The 15789-nt window shown below is 45.2% G+C and carries 17 protein-coding genes and 2 pseudogenes; 15 read left to right on the top strand and 4 right to left on the bottom strand.

Going from position 1 to position 15789, the window contains the following annotated elements; genetic code table 11:
* Window positions 1-9: 9 nt before the first annotated feature.
* On the top strand, window positions 10-105 hold the full coding sequence (locus MOF34_RS20930) for an IS3 family transposase (RefSeq protein WP_419901018.1): 96 nt from the start codon (window positions 10-12) through the stop codon (window positions 103-105).
* 58 nt (window positions 106-163) lie between these two features.
* Here the strand turns inward: MOF34_RS20930 and cysK are convergent, their stop codons facing one another.
* A complete protein-coding gene (gene cysK / locus MOF34_RS01205) occupies window positions 164-1099 on the bottom strand; it encodes a cysteine synthase A (RefSeq protein ID WP_019715411.1) in 936 nt (311 codons plus the stop codon).
* Window positions 1100-1248: 149 nt separating this feature from the next.
* On the opposite strand from cysK, the gene thpR reads away from it, so the two are divergent.
* From thpR to MOF34_RS01180, 5 genes and pseudogenes are all read left to right on the top strand, one after another.
* Window positions 1249-1800, top strand: coding sequence for an RNA 2',3'-cyclic phosphodiesterase (gene thpR, locus MOF34_RS01200; RefSeq protein ID WP_268398058.1), 552 nt, complete (start codon window positions 1249-1251; stop codon window positions 1798-1800).
* 25 nt (window positions 1801-1825) lie between these two features.
* The gene (locus MOF34_RS01195) at window positions 1826-2740 is read left to right on the top strand and encodes a hypothetical protein (protein WP_268398057.1); all 915 of its coding nucleotides are present in this window, start codon (window positions 1826-1828) and stop codon (window positions 2738-2740) included.
* Between the two features lie 48 nt (window positions 2741-2788).
* The gene (locus MOF34_RS01190; RefSeq protein ID WP_268398055.1) at window positions 2789-3718 is read left to right on the top strand and encodes a YegS/Rv2252/BmrU family lipid kinase; all 930 of its coding nucleotides are present in this window, start codon (window positions 2789-2791) and stop codon (window positions 3716-3718) included.
* Window positions 3719-3781: 63 nt separating this feature from the next.
* Window positions 3782-5936, top strand: a pseudogene (pulA, locus tag MOF34_RS01185) (type I pullulanase).
* Between the two features lie 179 nt (window positions 5937-6115).
* Window positions 6116-6913 (top strand): phosphotransferase family protein, encoded by a 798-nt coding sequence (locus MOF34_RS01180; protein WP_029317096.1) that lies wholly within the window; start codon window positions 6116-6118, stop codon window positions 6911-6913.
* Here MOF34_RS01180 and MOF34_RS01175 read toward each other — a convergent pair whose 3' ends face one another.
* Window positions 6914-7192, bottom strand: a complete 279-nt coding sequence (locus tag MOF34_RS01175; protein ID WP_003237926.1) for a YtzH-like family protein — start codon at window positions 7190-7192, stop codon at window positions 6914-6916. It lies immediately after the preceding gene.
* A 204-nt stretch (window positions 7193-7396) separates the two neighbouring features.
* On the opposite strand from MOF34_RS01175, the gene trmB reads away from it, so the two are divergent.
* The 3 genes from trmB to MOF34_RS01160 all read left to right on the top strand — a co-directional run bounded on the left by trmB (window position 7397) and on the right by MOF34_RS01160 (window position 10733).
* Window positions 7397-8038 carry a tRNA (guanosine(46)-N7)-methyltransferase TrmB gene (trmB, locus tag MOF34_RS01170; RefSeq protein WP_019715405.1) on the top strand — a complete coding sequence of 214 codons (642 nt, stop codon included), beginning with the start codon at window positions 7397-7399 and terminating at the stop codon, window positions 8036-8038.
* A gap of 66 nt (window positions 8039-8104) precedes the next feature.
* Entirely contained in the window at window positions 8105-8944 is an 840-nt protein-coding gene (locus MOF34_RS01165) for a YtnP family quorum-quenching lactonase (RefSeq protein ID WP_268398053.1), read from the top strand.
* An 88-nt stretch (window positions 8945-9032) separates the two neighbouring features.
* The gene (locus MOF34_RS01160) at window positions 9033-10733 is read left to right on the top strand and encodes an NAD-dependent malic enzyme (protein ID WP_268398051.1); all 1701 of its coding nucleotides are present in this window, start codon (window positions 9033-9035) and stop codon (window positions 10731-10733) included.
* Window positions 10734-10787: 54 nt separating this feature from the next.
* On the opposite strand, the gene MOF34_RS01155 is transcribed toward MOF34_RS01160, so the two are convergent.
* A complete protein-coding gene (locus MOF34_RS01155; protein WP_268398049.1) occupies window positions 10788-11105 on the bottom strand; it encodes a PepSY domain-containing protein in 318 nt (105 codons plus the stop codon).
* Between the two features lie 158 nt (window positions 11106-11263).
* On the opposite strand from MOF34_RS01155, the gene MOF34_RS01150 reads away from it, so the two are divergent.
* Window positions 11264-12337, top strand: a complete 1074-nt coding sequence (locus MOF34_RS01150; protein ID WP_019715401.1) for a M42 family metallopeptidase — start codon at window positions 11264-11266, stop codon at window positions 12335-12337.
* A gap of 56 nt (window positions 12338-12393) precedes the next feature.
* On the opposite strand, the gene MOF34_RS01145 is transcribed toward MOF34_RS01150, so the two are convergent.
* Window positions 12394-12840, bottom strand: coding sequence for a YtoQ family protein (locus MOF34_RS01145; RefSeq protein ID WP_019715400.1), 447 nt, complete (start codon window positions 12838-12840; stop codon window positions 12394-12396).
* A gap of 77 nt (window positions 12841-12917) precedes the next feature.
* On the opposite strand from MOF34_RS01145, the gene MOF34_RS01140 reads away from it, so the two are divergent.
* From MOF34_RS01140 to MOF34_RS01120, 5 genes and pseudogenes are all read left to right on the top strand, one after another.
* A complete protein-coding gene (locus MOF34_RS01140; protein ID WP_138921996.1) occupies window positions 12918-13031 on the top strand; it encodes a hypothetical protein in 114 nt (37 codons plus the stop codon).
* A 42-nt stretch (window positions 13032-13073) separates the two neighbouring features.
* On the top strand, window positions 13074-13397 hold the full coding sequence (locus MOF34_RS01135) for a thioredoxin family protein (RefSeq protein WP_003237915.1): 324 nt from the start codon (window positions 13074-13076) through the stop codon (window positions 13395-13397).
* 14 nt (window positions 13398-13411) lie between these two features.
* Window positions 13412-14221 (top strand): DUF1444 domain-containing protein, encoded by an 810-nt coding sequence (locus MOF34_RS01130; protein ID WP_268398047.1) that lies wholly within the window; start codon window positions 13412-13414, stop codon window positions 14219-14221.
* Between the two features lie 15 nt (window positions 14222-14236).
* On the top strand, window positions 14237-14842 hold the full coding sequence (gene ytpR / locus MOF34_RS01125) for a YtpR family tRNA-binding protein (protein ID WP_268398044.1): 606 nt from the start codon (window positions 14237-14239) through the stop codon (window positions 14840-14842).
* A gap of 160 nt (window positions 14843-15002) precedes the next feature.
* Window positions 15003-15789, top strand: a pseudogene (locus MOF34_RS01120) (cell division protein FtsK); the annotation flags it as partial.

Below are 15789 nucleotides of genomic sequence, written 5' to 3'. Positions count from 1 at the left end.
CACAAGAGCATTGAAGATTACATTCAATTCTATAATCACGAACGATTCCAGAAAAAATTAAACCAGTGTGCTCCGGTAGAATACCGTAACACACTGGTTGCTTAGGCTTTTTGTGGCTGTCTACTTGACAGGGGTAAGACCATCTTCTGAAGCCAGTCCTTTTTTAAACAAATGACCATAAATCAGTTGATAAATACCGTTCTCCCGTATCGGCTGTCATGCAGACCACAACTTGGTCAGGAGAGAGGCGTTTCGCTGTTTCGATTGCTGCGAAGCAGGCAGCGCCTGATGAAGGCCCGACAAGAATTCCTTCTTCAGCAGCAAGGCGTCTTGTGGTCGCATATGCGTCTTCATCAGAGATTTTGAAAATTTCATCATATACCTCTTGATTTAAAATCGGGGGAATAAAGCCCGGACTCGTCCCTACAAGCTTATGGGCCCCGGGTTTTCCTCCGGATAATACGGGCGACCCCGCAGGCTCGACAACATGAACCGTAATTTCCGGAAAAATCTCTTTGAGCGCTTCACCTGTTCCGGTAATGGTTCCGCCCGTTCCGGAAGAGGCGACAAAAGCGCCGAGCGGTTTTCCGATTTCCTTTATTGCCCGGGCAATTTCAAGCGCCGTCGTTTTCCGGTGCGCGTCAGGATTGGCGGTGTTATCGAACTGCATCGGAATATAGCTGTTCGGAATTTGTTCGGCAAGCTCCTTCGCTTTTTTGATGCTTCCCGGCATTCTTTCCGCTCCGGGTGTTAATACAACCTCGGCGCCGTAAGCTTTTAGTAGGTTGATCCGTTCCTTCGTCATCGTATCAGGCATGACTAGGATCGCTTTATAGCCGCGTGCTGCCGCATTCATGGCGAGCCCGATTCCGGTATTTCCGCTTGTCGGCTCTATAATAACTGAGTCCGGCTTGAGCAAACCGTTTTGTTCTGCTTCTATGATCATCTGATAAGCGGCTCTGTCTTTCACACTGCCGCTCGGATTAAAGAATTCAAGCTTTAAATAGACCTGTGCCGCGTTTTCCGGCTGAAGCCGATTCAATCTCACAAGCGGTGTATCTCCTATTAAATCGGCTGTATTTTCAACGATTTTCAACATTGTCATTCCTTTCTGAATAAAACAAGTGTCACATAATATCCTAACATAATAAACGTTTGTGCGAGAGTGTTTTCATACACTGTTCCTCTATTCGCACAGCCTCTTTATTGATAAAATAATAGCTGTCAAAGGAAGGGAGTGTCAGACGGATGCCAGATATACGGCCTCATTATTTCATCGGTGTTCCCATTCCTGAGGGAATTGCGAATCCGGTTTACCATGCTGCGAAAAACGAGCCGATTTTGACGTTTCAAAAATGGGTGCACCCGCTTGACTACCATATCACGTTGATTTTTCTCGGAGCGGCGGATGAGACGCAAATCCAGCAGCTTGAAGGCTCACTAGCTGCGGTTGCTTCAAAAACAAATCCGTTTCCGATTGAGTTTGGCAAAATTGATGTATTCGGCGACCGCAGAAGGCCGCGTGTCTTACACCTTGAGCCAAAGAAAAACAAAACACTTGAAATGCTGCGGGAACATACAAAACAGGCTGTTCTTCAAGCTGGATTTCAAGTGGAAAAAAGACCGTATCACCCTCATATGACGCTGGCTAGAAAGTGGACAGGCGAAGAGGAATTTCCGGCACATGTTCCGTTTGAAAGCAGCGAAGTTTCCATGATGGCTGAACGGTTTTCGCTCTTTCAAATACACTTGAACCAATCACCAAAATACGAGGAAATAATCAAATTTCATTTATCTTAATTCATTGCGGAGTGGAGAAACAAACATGGCACAAATCATCAAAATTCATGATTATATATCGAGATATGAGCTTGATCCGTACCATTATATTAATCAGTTTGTACGGCTGAAAAAAGAGCGCTGGCTTTCACTATTAGAAGCAGCGGAGCGCCAGCATGAAGAAAGACAAGCCAGTACAGAAGAGCCGGAACCGGTGCAGAAACGAAAAAAATTTTCATTGAAAAGAAGAAAAGAAGAGATAAAAGCCGATATACAAGAAGAGAGACACCAATGGTTTGAGGAAGAAGACGATTTACATGTAAGGCTGCCGAAGAGCAGGATGGCGCTTGCTTCTTTTTATAAAAGACATTTATATGACTTTCAGCTAAAATGGGCAAGCTCTACTCTTTCAGAAATATCACATCTCTCAAACCAGGTGAAGCAAGACCGCATTTTGCGTTATCTGACCCAGCAGCTGCCTGACTCTTATTTCATTATGTATAAGCCTGTGCTGAAAATTCAGCAGGCGGCGGTTGAATTAAGCATTGTGATTATTTCCCCGCTTGACATTTATTGCGTTTCTTTTTTAGAGGCAGAGGAAGACAGTGTATACATAGGGTCTAAAAATCGTTTTTGGGAGAAGAAAACAGCCTCTCAGACTGCATCAGTGTTAAATCCGGGGCTGAGCGTGTTTCGCACGGACTCCGTTGTATCAAAAATCATAAAGGAAAAACAGGCTGAAATTCCAGTTCGAAAATTGCTTCTGAGCAGAACGTCGTACATCGATTACCCGGAACCGCCATACGGCTTAGAAATAGCAGATAAGCGGGGCGCGGAGGAATGGATTGAGCGGCAGAAGAAAAACACTGCTCCGATTAAACATCATCAGGTAAAGGCAGCGAAAGCTCTATTGTCCTACTGCATGTCTGACTCCTATCGCAGACAAGAGTGGCTGGAGTAATAGAGAACGATTTAAGCGGTTTTCTCATACCATAAGCAGGTGAGAAAGATGAGCCATTGGTTTTTTATTATTAATCCGACAGCAGGGCATCGAAACGGCCTGCGTGTTTGGAAGTCCATTCAAAAGGAATTGATCAAACGAAAGGTCGAGCACCGCTCATTTTTAACTGAACACCCGGGACACGCCGAGGTGCTCGCCAGGCAGATTTCAACGATACAGGAATATAAGATAAAGCGCCTGATCGTCATTGGCGGAGACGGAACCATGCACGAAGTTATCAACGGGCTGAAAGATGTTGACGATATTGAACTGAGCTTTGTGCCGGCGGGCGCGTATAATGATTTTTCGAGAGGATTCTCTGTTAAAAAAATAGATTTGATACAGGAAATCAAAAAGGTAAAGCGTCCGTTAACCCGAACCTTTCATTTAGGGAGCGTTAATTTCCTTCAGGATAAATCTCAAATTCTATATTTTATGAATCATATCGGGATCGGGTTTGACGCATATGTCAATAAAAAGGCGATGGAATTTCCGTTGAGACGGTTTTTTCTTTTTCTTCGCCTTCGATTTCTTGTGTATCTGCTTTCCCATTTGCATGCCTCGGCGACCTTTAAGCCGTTTTCATTAGCTTGTACAATAGAAGGAGAAACACAAGAATTTCAAGATGTCTGGTTTGCGGTTGTTTCCAACCATCCGTTTTACGGCGGCGGCATGAAGGCTGCGCCGCTTGCAAATCCGCGCGAGAAGGCATTTGATATCGTGATCGTTAGAAATCAGCCGTTTTTAAAAAAATATTGGCTTTTATGTCTGATGGCATTTGGAAAACATACAAAGCTGGACTGCGTGACAATGTTGAAAGCGAAGGACATTACGTTTTACACGAAGGGCAAAATTCCTTTCCATGCTGACGGAGAAATCATGGGCACCACCCCGTTTCGTCTGGCATCGAGTCCTTCACCCCTGAGGATCAAAACATAAACGTGTTTGGAGGAGAGAGGTTCCAATGGTCAACATCCGCCGCAGCTAGCGTATGTCGATGACATGAATGTCATTACCGTTCTGATTCCTGCAGAACAAAATGCAATCATGACACCGCCGTTTCTGCTTGAGACAGAAACAACCGATTTTCCTTTGGCTGTCAGGGAGGAATACCGCCTTGAAGGCACATACAAGTACGTCTGCGTATCAGAACGTCCATTGACATTCGGAAAGACACATGCTGTCAGAGCGTCCAGCGGCGATAAAAGCAGTGACATTCGGAAAGACACATGCTGTCAGAGCGTCTAGCGGCGATAAAACCGATCTCCAAATTGGCGCGGTTATCCGGACGGACGCGTTTGATGATTTATTTTATTATGATGGAGAGCTGGGTGCCGTTTATACTGAGGATCATACCGTATTTAAAGTATGGGCGCCTGCTGCGACCTCAGCTGCTGTCAGGCTTTCACATCCAAATAAAAGCGGCCGCATTTTCCAAATGGTTAGAACTGAAAAAGGCGTCTATACCATAACTGTCACCGGTGATCTTCACAGGTATGAGTATGTGTTCTGTATCTGCAACAATTCGATATGGGCGGAAACCGTTGATCCGTATGCAAAGGCTGTGACTGTAAATGGAGAGAAGGGGGTCGTCCTTCGCCCGGATCAAATGAAGTGGGATGCTCCGCCTAAACCGTTCTCAACCCCTGTAGATGCCGTCATCTATGAGATGCACATCCGCGACTTCTCCATCCATGAAAACAGCGGCATGAAAAACAAGGGAAAATACTTAGCGTTGACGGAAACAGAAACGCAAACCATGAATGGCTGTTCTTCCGGACTGGCGTATATAAAAGAGCTAGGCATTACACATGTAGAGCTTCTGCCGGTGAATGATTTTGCCGGAATGAATGAAGAGAAGCCGCTCGATGCTTACAATTGGGGATATAACCTGCTTCATTTCTTTGCTCCGGAGGGAAGCTATGCCTCAAACCCTCATGATCCTCAAACAAGAAAAACAGAGTTAAAACAAATGATCAAAACCCTTCATCAGCATGGACTTCGAGTCATTCTGGATGTCGTCTTTAATCACGTATACGAGAGGGAGAATTCACCTTTTGAAAAGACGGTGCCAGGTTATTTTTTTCGGCAAGACGAATTTGGGATGCCGGCAAACGGCACCGGCGTAGGCAATGACATCGCGTCAGAAAGACGGATGGCGAGAAAATTCATAGCGGATTGCGTCATGTACTGGATTGAGGAATACGATGTCGACGGCTTCCGCTTTGATCTGCTTGGCATTTTAGATATGGATACCGTGCTTTATATCAAAGAAAAAGCAACTGCAGTAAAGCCTGGAATTTTGCTTTTTGGAGAAGGATGGAATTTTGCGACACCTCTGCCGCATGAACAAAAAGCGACCTTGGCAAACGCTGCAAAAATGCCGGGCATCGGTTTTTTTAATGATACGTTTCGTGACGCTGTGAAAGGGAACACCTTTCATCTCATGGCAGCGGGATTTGCGCTCGGCGGCGGTGAAGCAGCGGATAGCGTTATGCACGGGATAGCCGGCTCTTCCGGTTGGGAGGCAGCACCAATTGTTTCTGAACCCAGCCAGTCCATCAATTATGTTGAGTCACACGATAATCACACCCTTTTGGGATAAAATGGGCTTTGCGCTCTCTCAAGAAAATGACAGCCGAAAGAGAAGCAGGCAAAGGCTGGCAGCCGCGATTATCTTGCTTGCCCAAGGGGTGCCGTTCATTCATAGCGGACAGGAATTTTTCCGGCCGAAGCAGGGAGTGGAAAACAGCTATCAATCCAGTGACAGCATCAACCAGCTGGATTGGGATCGGCGTGACACGTTCAAAGAAGATGTTGACGATATCCGCAGGCTGATTTCGCTGAGAAGTACGGATCCGGCATTTCGTCTCAATTCCTCTGCAGACATCCAGAGCCATCTTGAATGTTTAACGCTAAAAGAACACCTTATCGCATATAGGCTTTATGATCTTAACGTGATCGACCAATGGGTAGACATCATCGTCATTCATCACGCGAGTCCGGACTTCGTTGAATGGGAGCAAACGTACCGGCTTTTATGTGTGATACATCAGGTTTTCATCGTGACCCGAAAGAAATCAAGAAAGCGGTTGCGGTAAACGGCATCGGAACAGTTATCTTATATTTAGTATCAGATCTTAAGAGTTTTGCTTGACGAAGTTTGTCCTATAGCGCTAAAATTTAAAGGACGGCTATTGATTAGCATATGAGACTCTCAATAGCTGTCTTTTTTATTTTCATACGATTCGTACGAAAAAGGCACTCGCTGGATAGACTAGAGACGATTAGCCTTTATTCTAAAATATTTTAAGAAATGATGGGTTGAACATTGATATGAACTGGTTGGGACAATTACTAGGTAGCGATTGGGAGATCTTCCCCGCCGGAGGAGCTACAGGAGATGCATATTATGCGAAACATAACGGGCAGCAGCTTTTTTTAAAACGTAATAGCTCACCTTTTTTAGCTGTTTTATCCGCCGAAGGCATTGTTCCGAAGCTGGTTTGGACAAAACGGATGGAAAATGGAGACGTCATTACGGCTCAGCACTGGATGACCGGCAGAGAGCTGAAGCCTAAAGATATGAGCGGACGGCCCGTTGCTGAATTGCTTCGTAAAATACACACATCAAAAGCCTTGCTGGACATGCTAAAGAGACTTGGAAAAGAACCGCTGAACCCGGGGGCTCTTCTGTCTCAGCTGAAGCAAGCTGTATTTGCTGTGCAGCAATCTTCGCCGCTGATTCAAGAAGGAATCAAGTACTTAGAAGAACATCTGCATGAAGTGCATTTCGGTGAGAAAGTCGTTTGCCATTGTGATGTCAATCATAATAACTGGCTATTGTCTGAAGACAACCAGCTGTATTTAATTGACTGGGACGGCGCCATGATCGCTGATCCTGCGATGGACCTCGGGCCTTTGCTGTACCACTACGTCGAAAAGCCAGCTTGGGAGAGCTGGCTGAGCATGTACGGCATTGAGTTAACAGAAAGCCTTCGGTTACGAATGGCTTGGTATGTGTTATCTGAAACACTCACTTTCATTGCCTGGCACAAAGCAAAAGGCAAAGATAAGGAATTTCATGATGCAATGGAAGAACTGCATATTCTCATGAAACGTATCGTTGAATAATCAGGAATACGAATCCATTTGCTCTACCCATTGAGACAGGCTGTTTTGATGCTCTTGTATGTGTGAGTCGATGGATTTGGACGATATTCCTGATTGGCTGTAGCGGTAAACATCTTCCAGCACGTTTTTGAAGTTTGAATCAAGCTCGGTGTTTGCCATAAGCGATTTAATCACACGCTCAAGCTGCTCGTACTCTGCGACTGTTCCGCAGCAGTCCAATTGATGGTCAGTCAATATATCCTTCAATAAATGAACTTGATGCTCATAATGTAAACCCATAATGGTACACATCCCTTCATGATCATACGGGTTAAATTGTTCAAAATAGAGCGTTTTTATGCATGTGAAAGGAGTGTTCCGGCAGACGGGAACCTCTTTTTTTATATAATTGGCCCTAGAAGACACGCTGGAAAAACGATCTTGCGGGTCTTTTTAATTCATGGTATGTTGTTAGTCGAAATAATAGATAGAGGTGTCAATCATATGAGAATGCGCCACAAGCCTTGGGCTGATGACTTTTTGGCTGAAAACGCAGATATTGCCATCAGCAATCCTGCTGATTATAAAGGAAAATGGAGAACAGTGTTTGGCAACGACAATCCGATCCATATCGAGGTTGGTACAGGGAAAGGGCAATTTATTTCTGGAATGGCCAAACAAAATCCCGATATCAATTATATTGGTATTGAGTTGTTTAAAAGCGTCATCGTGACAGCCGTCCAAAAAGTAAAAGACAGCGAAGCGCCGAATGTAAAGCTTCTGAATATAGACGCGGACACGCTGACGGATGTGTTTGAGCCGGGTGAAGTCAAACGGGTCTACTTGAACTTTTCTGATCCTTGGCCGAAGAAACGCCACGAAAAACGCCGTCTGACGTATTCCCACTTCCTCAAAACATATGAAGAAGTAATGGGAAAAGGCGGAGCGATTCATTTTAAAACGGACAACCGCGGCTTGTTTGAGTACTCTTTGAAGAGCTTTTCTGAGTACGGCCTGCTGCTGACATATGTCAGTCTCGATTTGCATAACAGCAATCTGGAAGGCAATATTATGACAGAATATGAAGAAAAATTCTCAGCACTCGGCCAGCCGATCTATCGGGCTGAAGTTGAATGGAGAACGTAAACAGACTCTGAAGGAGTCTGTTTTTTTTATGGACCGTTTGCTACCATGATGACAGGGGGGATGAAAATGGAATCAATGAAAATTGGGAACATGACGTTAACCTGGCTTGACGGAGGCGTGACACATATGGACGGAGGTGCCATGTTTGGCGTCGTTCCAAAGCCGCTGTGGTCTAAAAAATATCCAGTTAATGAGAAAAACCAGATTGAACTAAGGACAGATCCGATCCTTATTCAAAAGGACGGGATGAATATCATCGTCGAAGCCGGCATTGGGTACGGCAAGCTGACTGAGAAACAAAAACGGAACTATGGCGTGACCCAAGAATCGAATGTGAAAACATCGTTAGCGGCGCTAGGATTGACGGTTGCTGATATAGATGTAGTCGCTATGACACACCTTCATTTCGATCATGCATGCGGTTTAACGGAATATGAAGGAGAACAGCTAGTCTCTGTCTTTCCGAATGCAGTAATTTATGCATCAGCTGTTGAATGGAATGAAATGCGCCATCCAAATATAAGATCGAAAAATACGTATTGGAAAGAAAACTGGGAGGCTGTTGCCGGCCAAGTTAAAACGTTTGAAGACACCTTAACGATCACAGAGGGGATTACGATGCATCACACCGGAGGCCATAGCGACGGACATAGTATACTTATATGCGAGGATGCCGGTGAAACCGCCGTACATATGGCAGATCTGATGCCGACACACGCACACCGCAATCCGCTATGGGTGCTGGCTTATGATGATTATCCGATGACCTCTATACCGCAAAAGCAGAAATGGCAGGCATTCGCAGCGGAAAAAGACGCTTGGTTTATTTTTTATCATGATGCTGGATATCGCGCGCTTAAATGGAATGAGGATGGAAGTATCAAAGATTCAGTTAAGCGAATGTAGCAATAGCATATTTTTATGTTTACCCTGCATGTTTTCTGGCTAATAATGCAAACCTAGTACTAATTATGCTCAGAAAGGAAGAGGCAGGGTGAAACAATTCAAAGTAACAAACGAAGGAGACATTCAAACAACATTAAGAGGCCTTGAAGTACTCTCTGTTCCTTTTTTGAACAAAGGTGTTGCTTTTACTGAGGAAGAAAGAAAAGAACTTGGCTTAACAGGCTTTCTGCCGCCAAAGGTATTAACAATTGAAGATCAGGCGAAAAGAGCATACGAACAATATTCTGCACAGCCTGACGATTTGAGCAAGAATGTTTATTTGACGGCACTGCACGATCGGAATGAAACGTTATTTTACCGCCTGTTAAATGACCATTTAGGGGAAATGCTCCCGATTGTCTACACACCGACAGTCGGAACGGCGATTCAGAGATACAGCCATGAATACAGAAAGCCTAGAGGGCTCTATCTGTCTATCGATGACCCGGACGGTATGAGAGAAGCATTTAAACAGTATAAAGATCAAAGCGATTCAATCGATTTAATTGTTGCAACTGATGCGGAAGGCATTTTAGGAATCGGAGACTGGGGCGTCGGCGGAATCGCGATTTCTATCGGCAAGCTAGCGGTTTACACGGCGGCTGCCGGCATTGATCCGAGCAGAGTGCTGGCTGTCGTTTTAGATGCGGGGACAAATCAGGAGAGCCTCTTAAACGACTCGCTTTATGTCGGCAACCAGCATTCCAGAGTGCGCGGAGAACGCTATGACCAATTCATTGACGATTATGTTGCTCTGGCGAGAGAAACATTCCCAAATGCATTGCTGCACTGGGAGGATTTCGGAGCGAAAAACGCGCGCAGCATTTTGAAACGCTATAAAGATAAAGTGTGTACGTTTAATGATGATATTCAAGGTACAGGCGCTGTTTCACTGGCGGCAGTCTTATCCTGTGCAAAAGCGTCTAAAGTGCCGCTGAGAGATCATAGAGTTGTCATATTCGGAGCAGGAACAGCAGGAATCGGAATTGCTGAACAGCTGCGGGAAGCATTGGTGCGCGAAGGGCTGAGTGAGGAAGAATCATACCAGCGCTTCTGGTGCATAGATCGGAACGGGCTGTTAACAGAAGATATGGACCAGCTTCTCGAATTCCAAAAGCCTTACGCCCGTTCGTCTGATGAAGTGAAGGATTATCAGCGTAACGGAGAAGGCGGGGGCATTGATCTCCTTGAAGTGGTCAGACAGGCGAAACCGACGATCCTGATCGGTACCTCTACGGTTTCCGGTGCTTTTACTGAAGAAATTGTAAAAGAAATGGCGTCGCACGTAAAACGTCCGGCGATTCTGCCGATGTCGAATCCAACTACTCTTTCTGAAGCAAAACCAGAGGATTTAATCAAATGGACAGAAGGGCGTGCGCTGATTACGACAGGAAGCCCGTTCCCGCCAGTAGAATATAACGGGGTAACATACCATATCGGCCAAGCAAACAACGCGCTTGTTTTCCCTGGTCTCGGGCTTGGAACGATTGTCACCAAATCAAAATTAATAACCGATGGCATGTTTGAAGCATGTGCCCGCGCGATCGCAAGTATGGTCAATGTCGGGGTGCCTGGCGCGCCGATGCTTCCGAAAGTAGAGGATTTGCGGACTGTATCGGCAACCGTCGCAGTTGAAGTCGCTAAAACTGCGATTAAGGAAGGCGTTGCGACAGAAGAGCCTGAGGACATCATACAGGCTGTGCAGGACGCAATGTGGTATCCGGTATATAAACCAATTCGCGCGATATAATAAAAAAAAGAGCCGCTGCATGGGCAGCGGCTTCTATTTTACGCTTGTCCGGTGTTAAGAGGCGATAGTATCAATAACATCTACAATTTCCCCCGTTTTCGCATCCACCAAGACTTCATACTGCTCTAATTCTCCGAAAGCTGATCGTGTAATGCCGGTTTTGTACACCTGTACTGTTTCTCCGTTCACATTGTAAGGCTCCGGCTGGGTGTAAATCCATGATCCATCAATCGGCCCCCGTTGCTTAAAAGCGGATTTTACGATTCGAAGCGCTTTTTCTGAAGAAATATAAGGCTTCATCACATATTGTTTCACAACGATAGCCGTACAAATGCCAAGTCCGGCTCCTAAAAGAAGATGACGCAATTTCAAAATAAAGCACCTCCTGGTTGATCGTACTTTTCATTATACAGAAACAGCCAAATCCTGTTAAGCAATACGCGGCTGTTCGAGCAGATTCGGTCAGGGTGCTTGGAAAACTTGATTTTTTCTAATAAAATAAAAGGACTACATAGAAATGAGGGGAAAACATGAATCAAGAAACGAAAGCGCTTTTCCAAACACTGACGCAGCTTCCCGGCGCGCCGGGCAATGAGCATCAGGTTCGTGCTTTTATGAAGCAGGAGCTTGCCAAATATGCCGATGACATCGTTCAGGACAGACTGGGAAGTGTTTTCGGGGTGAGAAAAGGCGCAGAGGGCGCACCGAGAATCATGGTAGCCGGGCATATGGACGAAGTCGGCTTCATGGTTACATCCATCACAGACAACGGGTTGCTTAGGTTTCAGACGCTCGGGGGCTGGTGGAGCCAGGTGCTGCTTGCACAGCGAGTTGAAATTCAAACAGATAACGGGCCGGTTCCGGGTGTGATTTCAAGCATACCTCCGCATCTGCTGACAGATGCTCAGCGTAATCGCCCGATGGATATCAAAAACATGATGATCGATATCGGAGCGGATGATAAAGAAGACGCTATCAAAATCGGCATAAAACCGGGACAGCAGATTGTTCCTGTCTGTCCGTTTACGACGATGGCGAATGAAAAGAAAATATTATCAAAAGCGTGGGATAACCGGTATGGATGCGGCTTGAGCATAGAGCTTTTGAAGGAATTGCATGGAAAAGAGCTTCCGAACACGCTTTATGCGGGCGCAACGGTTCAGGAAGAAGTGGGGCTGAGAGGCGCGCAGACGGCTTCTCATATGATTAAACCGGACTTGTTTTTCGCGCTTGACGCCAGTCCGGCAAACGATATGAGCGGTGACAAAAATGAATTTGGCCAGCTTGGAAAAGGCTTTTTGCTCCGCATTCTTGACAGAACGACAGTCATGCACCGCGGAATGAGAGAATTTGTTCTTGACATGGCGGAAACACATGGTATTCCGTATCAATATTTTGTATCAGGCGGGGGAACAGATGCAGGCAGAGTTCATATTTCCAACAGCGGCGTTCCTTCTGCGGTTATCGGAATTTGCTCCCGCTACATTCATACGAACGCTTCTATCATTCATATCGACGATTATGCTGCTGCTAAAGAAATGCTCATCAAACTTGTAACAGCCTGCGATAAGCAGACGGTGGATGCGATTAAAGAAAATATGTAGAATTTCAAAAAAGCTTGTTGAACGGGGCAGTAAGCCCGGATCGACAAGCTTTTTTCTTATTCTGTTTCAAACACATAGGAAAGGGCTTTAATGGCTTGGTTCACGGTTTCAACCGTTATATTTGCTTTGTTGGAAAGCTCTTTTAACGGATGGTGGAGCGATTCCGGCCGAATGATAATCAGGGGTTTTCCTTTTGCGATTGCATATGATGCATCCATTGCCGTGTTCCACTGTTTGTATTTTTCGCCAAACAGGGCGATCACAAAGTCTGCTTTATTCATCAGCACGGCGGTTCTGAAGTTGTTTATGTCAGAGGCTTTGTCATCTTTTAAAACGCCATTTGGCTGAATGCCCATAATTTCTTCTCCGATATTGTCTGATCGGTCATGATTCTCCATCGGGCCGACAAACGTAATCGGCAGCTTCAGCGTTTTTGTTTTCTCTTTGATTTCCTCACGCCAATTGCTGTGGATTTCTCCTGCTAGATAGACGGTAAACTCCATACTGAATCCCTCCTTATGTATGTCCATCTGTAAATTTTACCCTCATGTACACGATGTTAAACGAAACGAGCTTGATAATGCAAATGAAATATGATAATGATAATGGGAAAGCCAATCTTACATATACATTCGTTGCATATAAGTGGTTTTGCCGCAAGCAGTTTGGTATGATCCAAATGGACGAGTATTGATAAACAAACATGTAAGAACATAAACAACTGGAGGGATATGACATGAAAAAAATTGAATCAACTCAAGAGCTGGAAAAAGCGGTAAAGGATGATTGGGCGGTATTTATGTTTTCAGCTGACTGGTGCCCAGATTGCCGTTTTGTAGAGCCTTTTCTGCCTGAACTGGAAGCGAACTTCCCTGAATTCACTTACTACTACGTAGACCGCGACAAGTTTATTGATACGTGTGCAGAGTGGGAAATTTACGGGATTCCAAGCTTTGTGGTGTTTAATGAAGGAAAAGAAGTAAATCGTTTTGTGAGCAAAGACCGCAAAACAAAAGAAGAAATTGAACAGTTTTTAACTGACTCTCTCGCTAAAGCGTAAAGGAGGACATCGGTTTGAAAATGACCTCAAGGAAGCTGTCAGATATACTGAAACAGCGCCTTCAGCACGAGAATCGTTCCTTTCTGTTTGACAGAGAGAAAGACACCCTTCGTGTTGAGGATCAAACGACCAAAAAGGGCATTACGCTCGACCTGCCGCCGATTATTGCAAAATGGGAACTGAAAAAAGAAGAAGCCATTGATGAGATTGTGTACTATGTCTCCGAAGCAATGACGGCAATGGAAGGGAAGGCTCAGGAAATAACCGGAAAAGAAAGCCGCATTTATCCGGTTATCCGCTCGACTTCTTTCCCGGACAAGTCCAGCGAAGATATTCCGCTCATTTATGATGATCATACCGCAGAGACAAGAATTTATTACGCGCTTGATCTTGGGAAAACCTATCGTTTAATTGATCAGCGCATGCTTGAGAAAGAAAACTGGACAAAAGAGCGGATCAGAGAGACGGCTGCATTTAATCTCCGTTCCCTGCCGACGGTTGTCAAAGAGGATACGGTTGCCGGCAATTACTTTTATTTCTTCAGGGCAAACGACGGTTACGACGCCAGCCGCATACTGAACGAAGCGGTTTTAAATGAGTACAAGCAACGTGCAGAAGGTGAGCTGGCAATCTCTGTTCCGCATCAGGACGTTCTGATTCTTGCTGACATCCGGAATGAATCGGGGTATGATATTCTAGGACAAATGTCGATGAGCTTCTTTGCAGGCGGCACCGTTCCGATTACGGCCCTTTCATTTTTGTACAATGAAGGAAAGCTGGAACCGGTGTTTATCCTGGCGAAAAGCCGTCCGAAAAAGGATTAGAAAGGATTTTTACTTATGAACGCTTTTTATAATAAAGAAGGTGTGGGAGACACGCTCCTGATCTCTCTTAAAGATGTGACACGTGAACAAATAGGCTATGAAAAACACGGTGACGTCGTCAAAATGTTCAATAACGAAACAAAGGAAACGACGGGCTTCAACATATTCAATGCGTCTTCTTACTTGACCATTGATGAAAACGGCCCTGTTGCGCTTTCAGAAACATTTGTGCACGATGTGAATGAGATTCTAAGCAGAAACGGCGTTGAAGAAACATTAGTCGTTGATTTATCTCCGAAGTTTGTTGTGGGGTATGTGGAATCAAAAGAAAAACACCCGAATGCGGATAAACTAAGCGTATGTAAAGTCAATGTAGGAGAAGAAACGCTTCAGATCGTCTGCGGCGCGCCTAACGTTGACCAAGGCCAAAAAGTTGTCGTTGCCAAAGTGGGCGCCGTGATGCCGAGCGGACTTGTGATTAAGGATGCAGAGCTTCGCGGCGTTCCGTCAAGCGGAATGATCTGCTCAGCAAAAGAGCTCGATTTACCTGATGCCCCTGCAGAAAAAGGAATTTTGGTGTTAGAAGGAGACCATAAGGCGGGAGACGCATTTCAGTTTTAGACTCCCATAAATCCGACCCAAAAAACGAATCATGTGAAAAAAGCCGCTAAGCCCTTGTTTAGCGGCTTTATTTTGCTGATAGCTTAATCTTTTCTGGGCCGACCAGCAATGGTATACTAAAAACCGTCCCAGAAAACTATAAGGGAGTTAGAGATAAATTATGAGTTGGCTTCATAAATTTTTTAATTTGTTTTTAGGCGAGAGCGAAGAGAATGCTGAACGGGAGAACAAACCTGCTCAGATTTCGCAGCAACAAGAAGTACATCATCCTGAAGGACAATTAAAAAGATTGGAAGATCCTAAAATATATTATGAATATCCAAAAGGCAAGTTCCGTTTTCCAATCGTGCCTGATGGATACAAAAATCAAGACTTGAGAAGGCGCCGTGCACCATCGGACGAACCGAAACCCGCGCCTCGTCCAAGCGCCGCTTCATACAGAGAACGTCCTAAAGATGAAAAAGAGCAGCATACATATCAAACATCAGAGCCGGCGAAGAAACCGTTTAAACCGACAAATATCCCTTCGCCTATATATGGATTCAATCAAAAACCATCCGTCAAAAAGGATGTGCCGAAACAGCCTTCTGAAACATTGAAGGAACCGGACAAATCTGTAAAAGAGAAAGTAACACTGCTGTCAGAAGAGATTGAACGTGAACGCAGCTATCCTGCTCCAGACAGACCGGTACAGCAGGTGAAAGAACGACCTTTACCGGATAGCCAATTCGAAGAACACAGAACGCCTGCAGGGCGTGAAGAAGGGCGGGCGCAGCGCCCAGCCGAAGGACGGTCAGACAAGAGAGTGCCATCTGCTGCCGACATTCAGCAGCGGCCAGAAAAAGACTCGCCTTTCTTCCCTGGGGGACAAAATGAAGAGCAAACAGCACCTGAGACATTAGCAGATGCGGTGACTGAGGCAAAAGAAGTAAGCCATGAAGACAACA

The organism is Bacillus sp. T17B1, assembly GCF_026796395.1.
In the GTDB taxonomy this organism is placed as follows: domain Bacteria; phylum Bacillota; class Bacilli; order Bacillales; family Bacillaceae; genus Bacillus; species Bacillus spizizenii_A.
The sequence above is the reverse complement of the archived record's forward strand: the minus strand, read 5'-3'. Positions and strand labels throughout refer to the sequence as shown.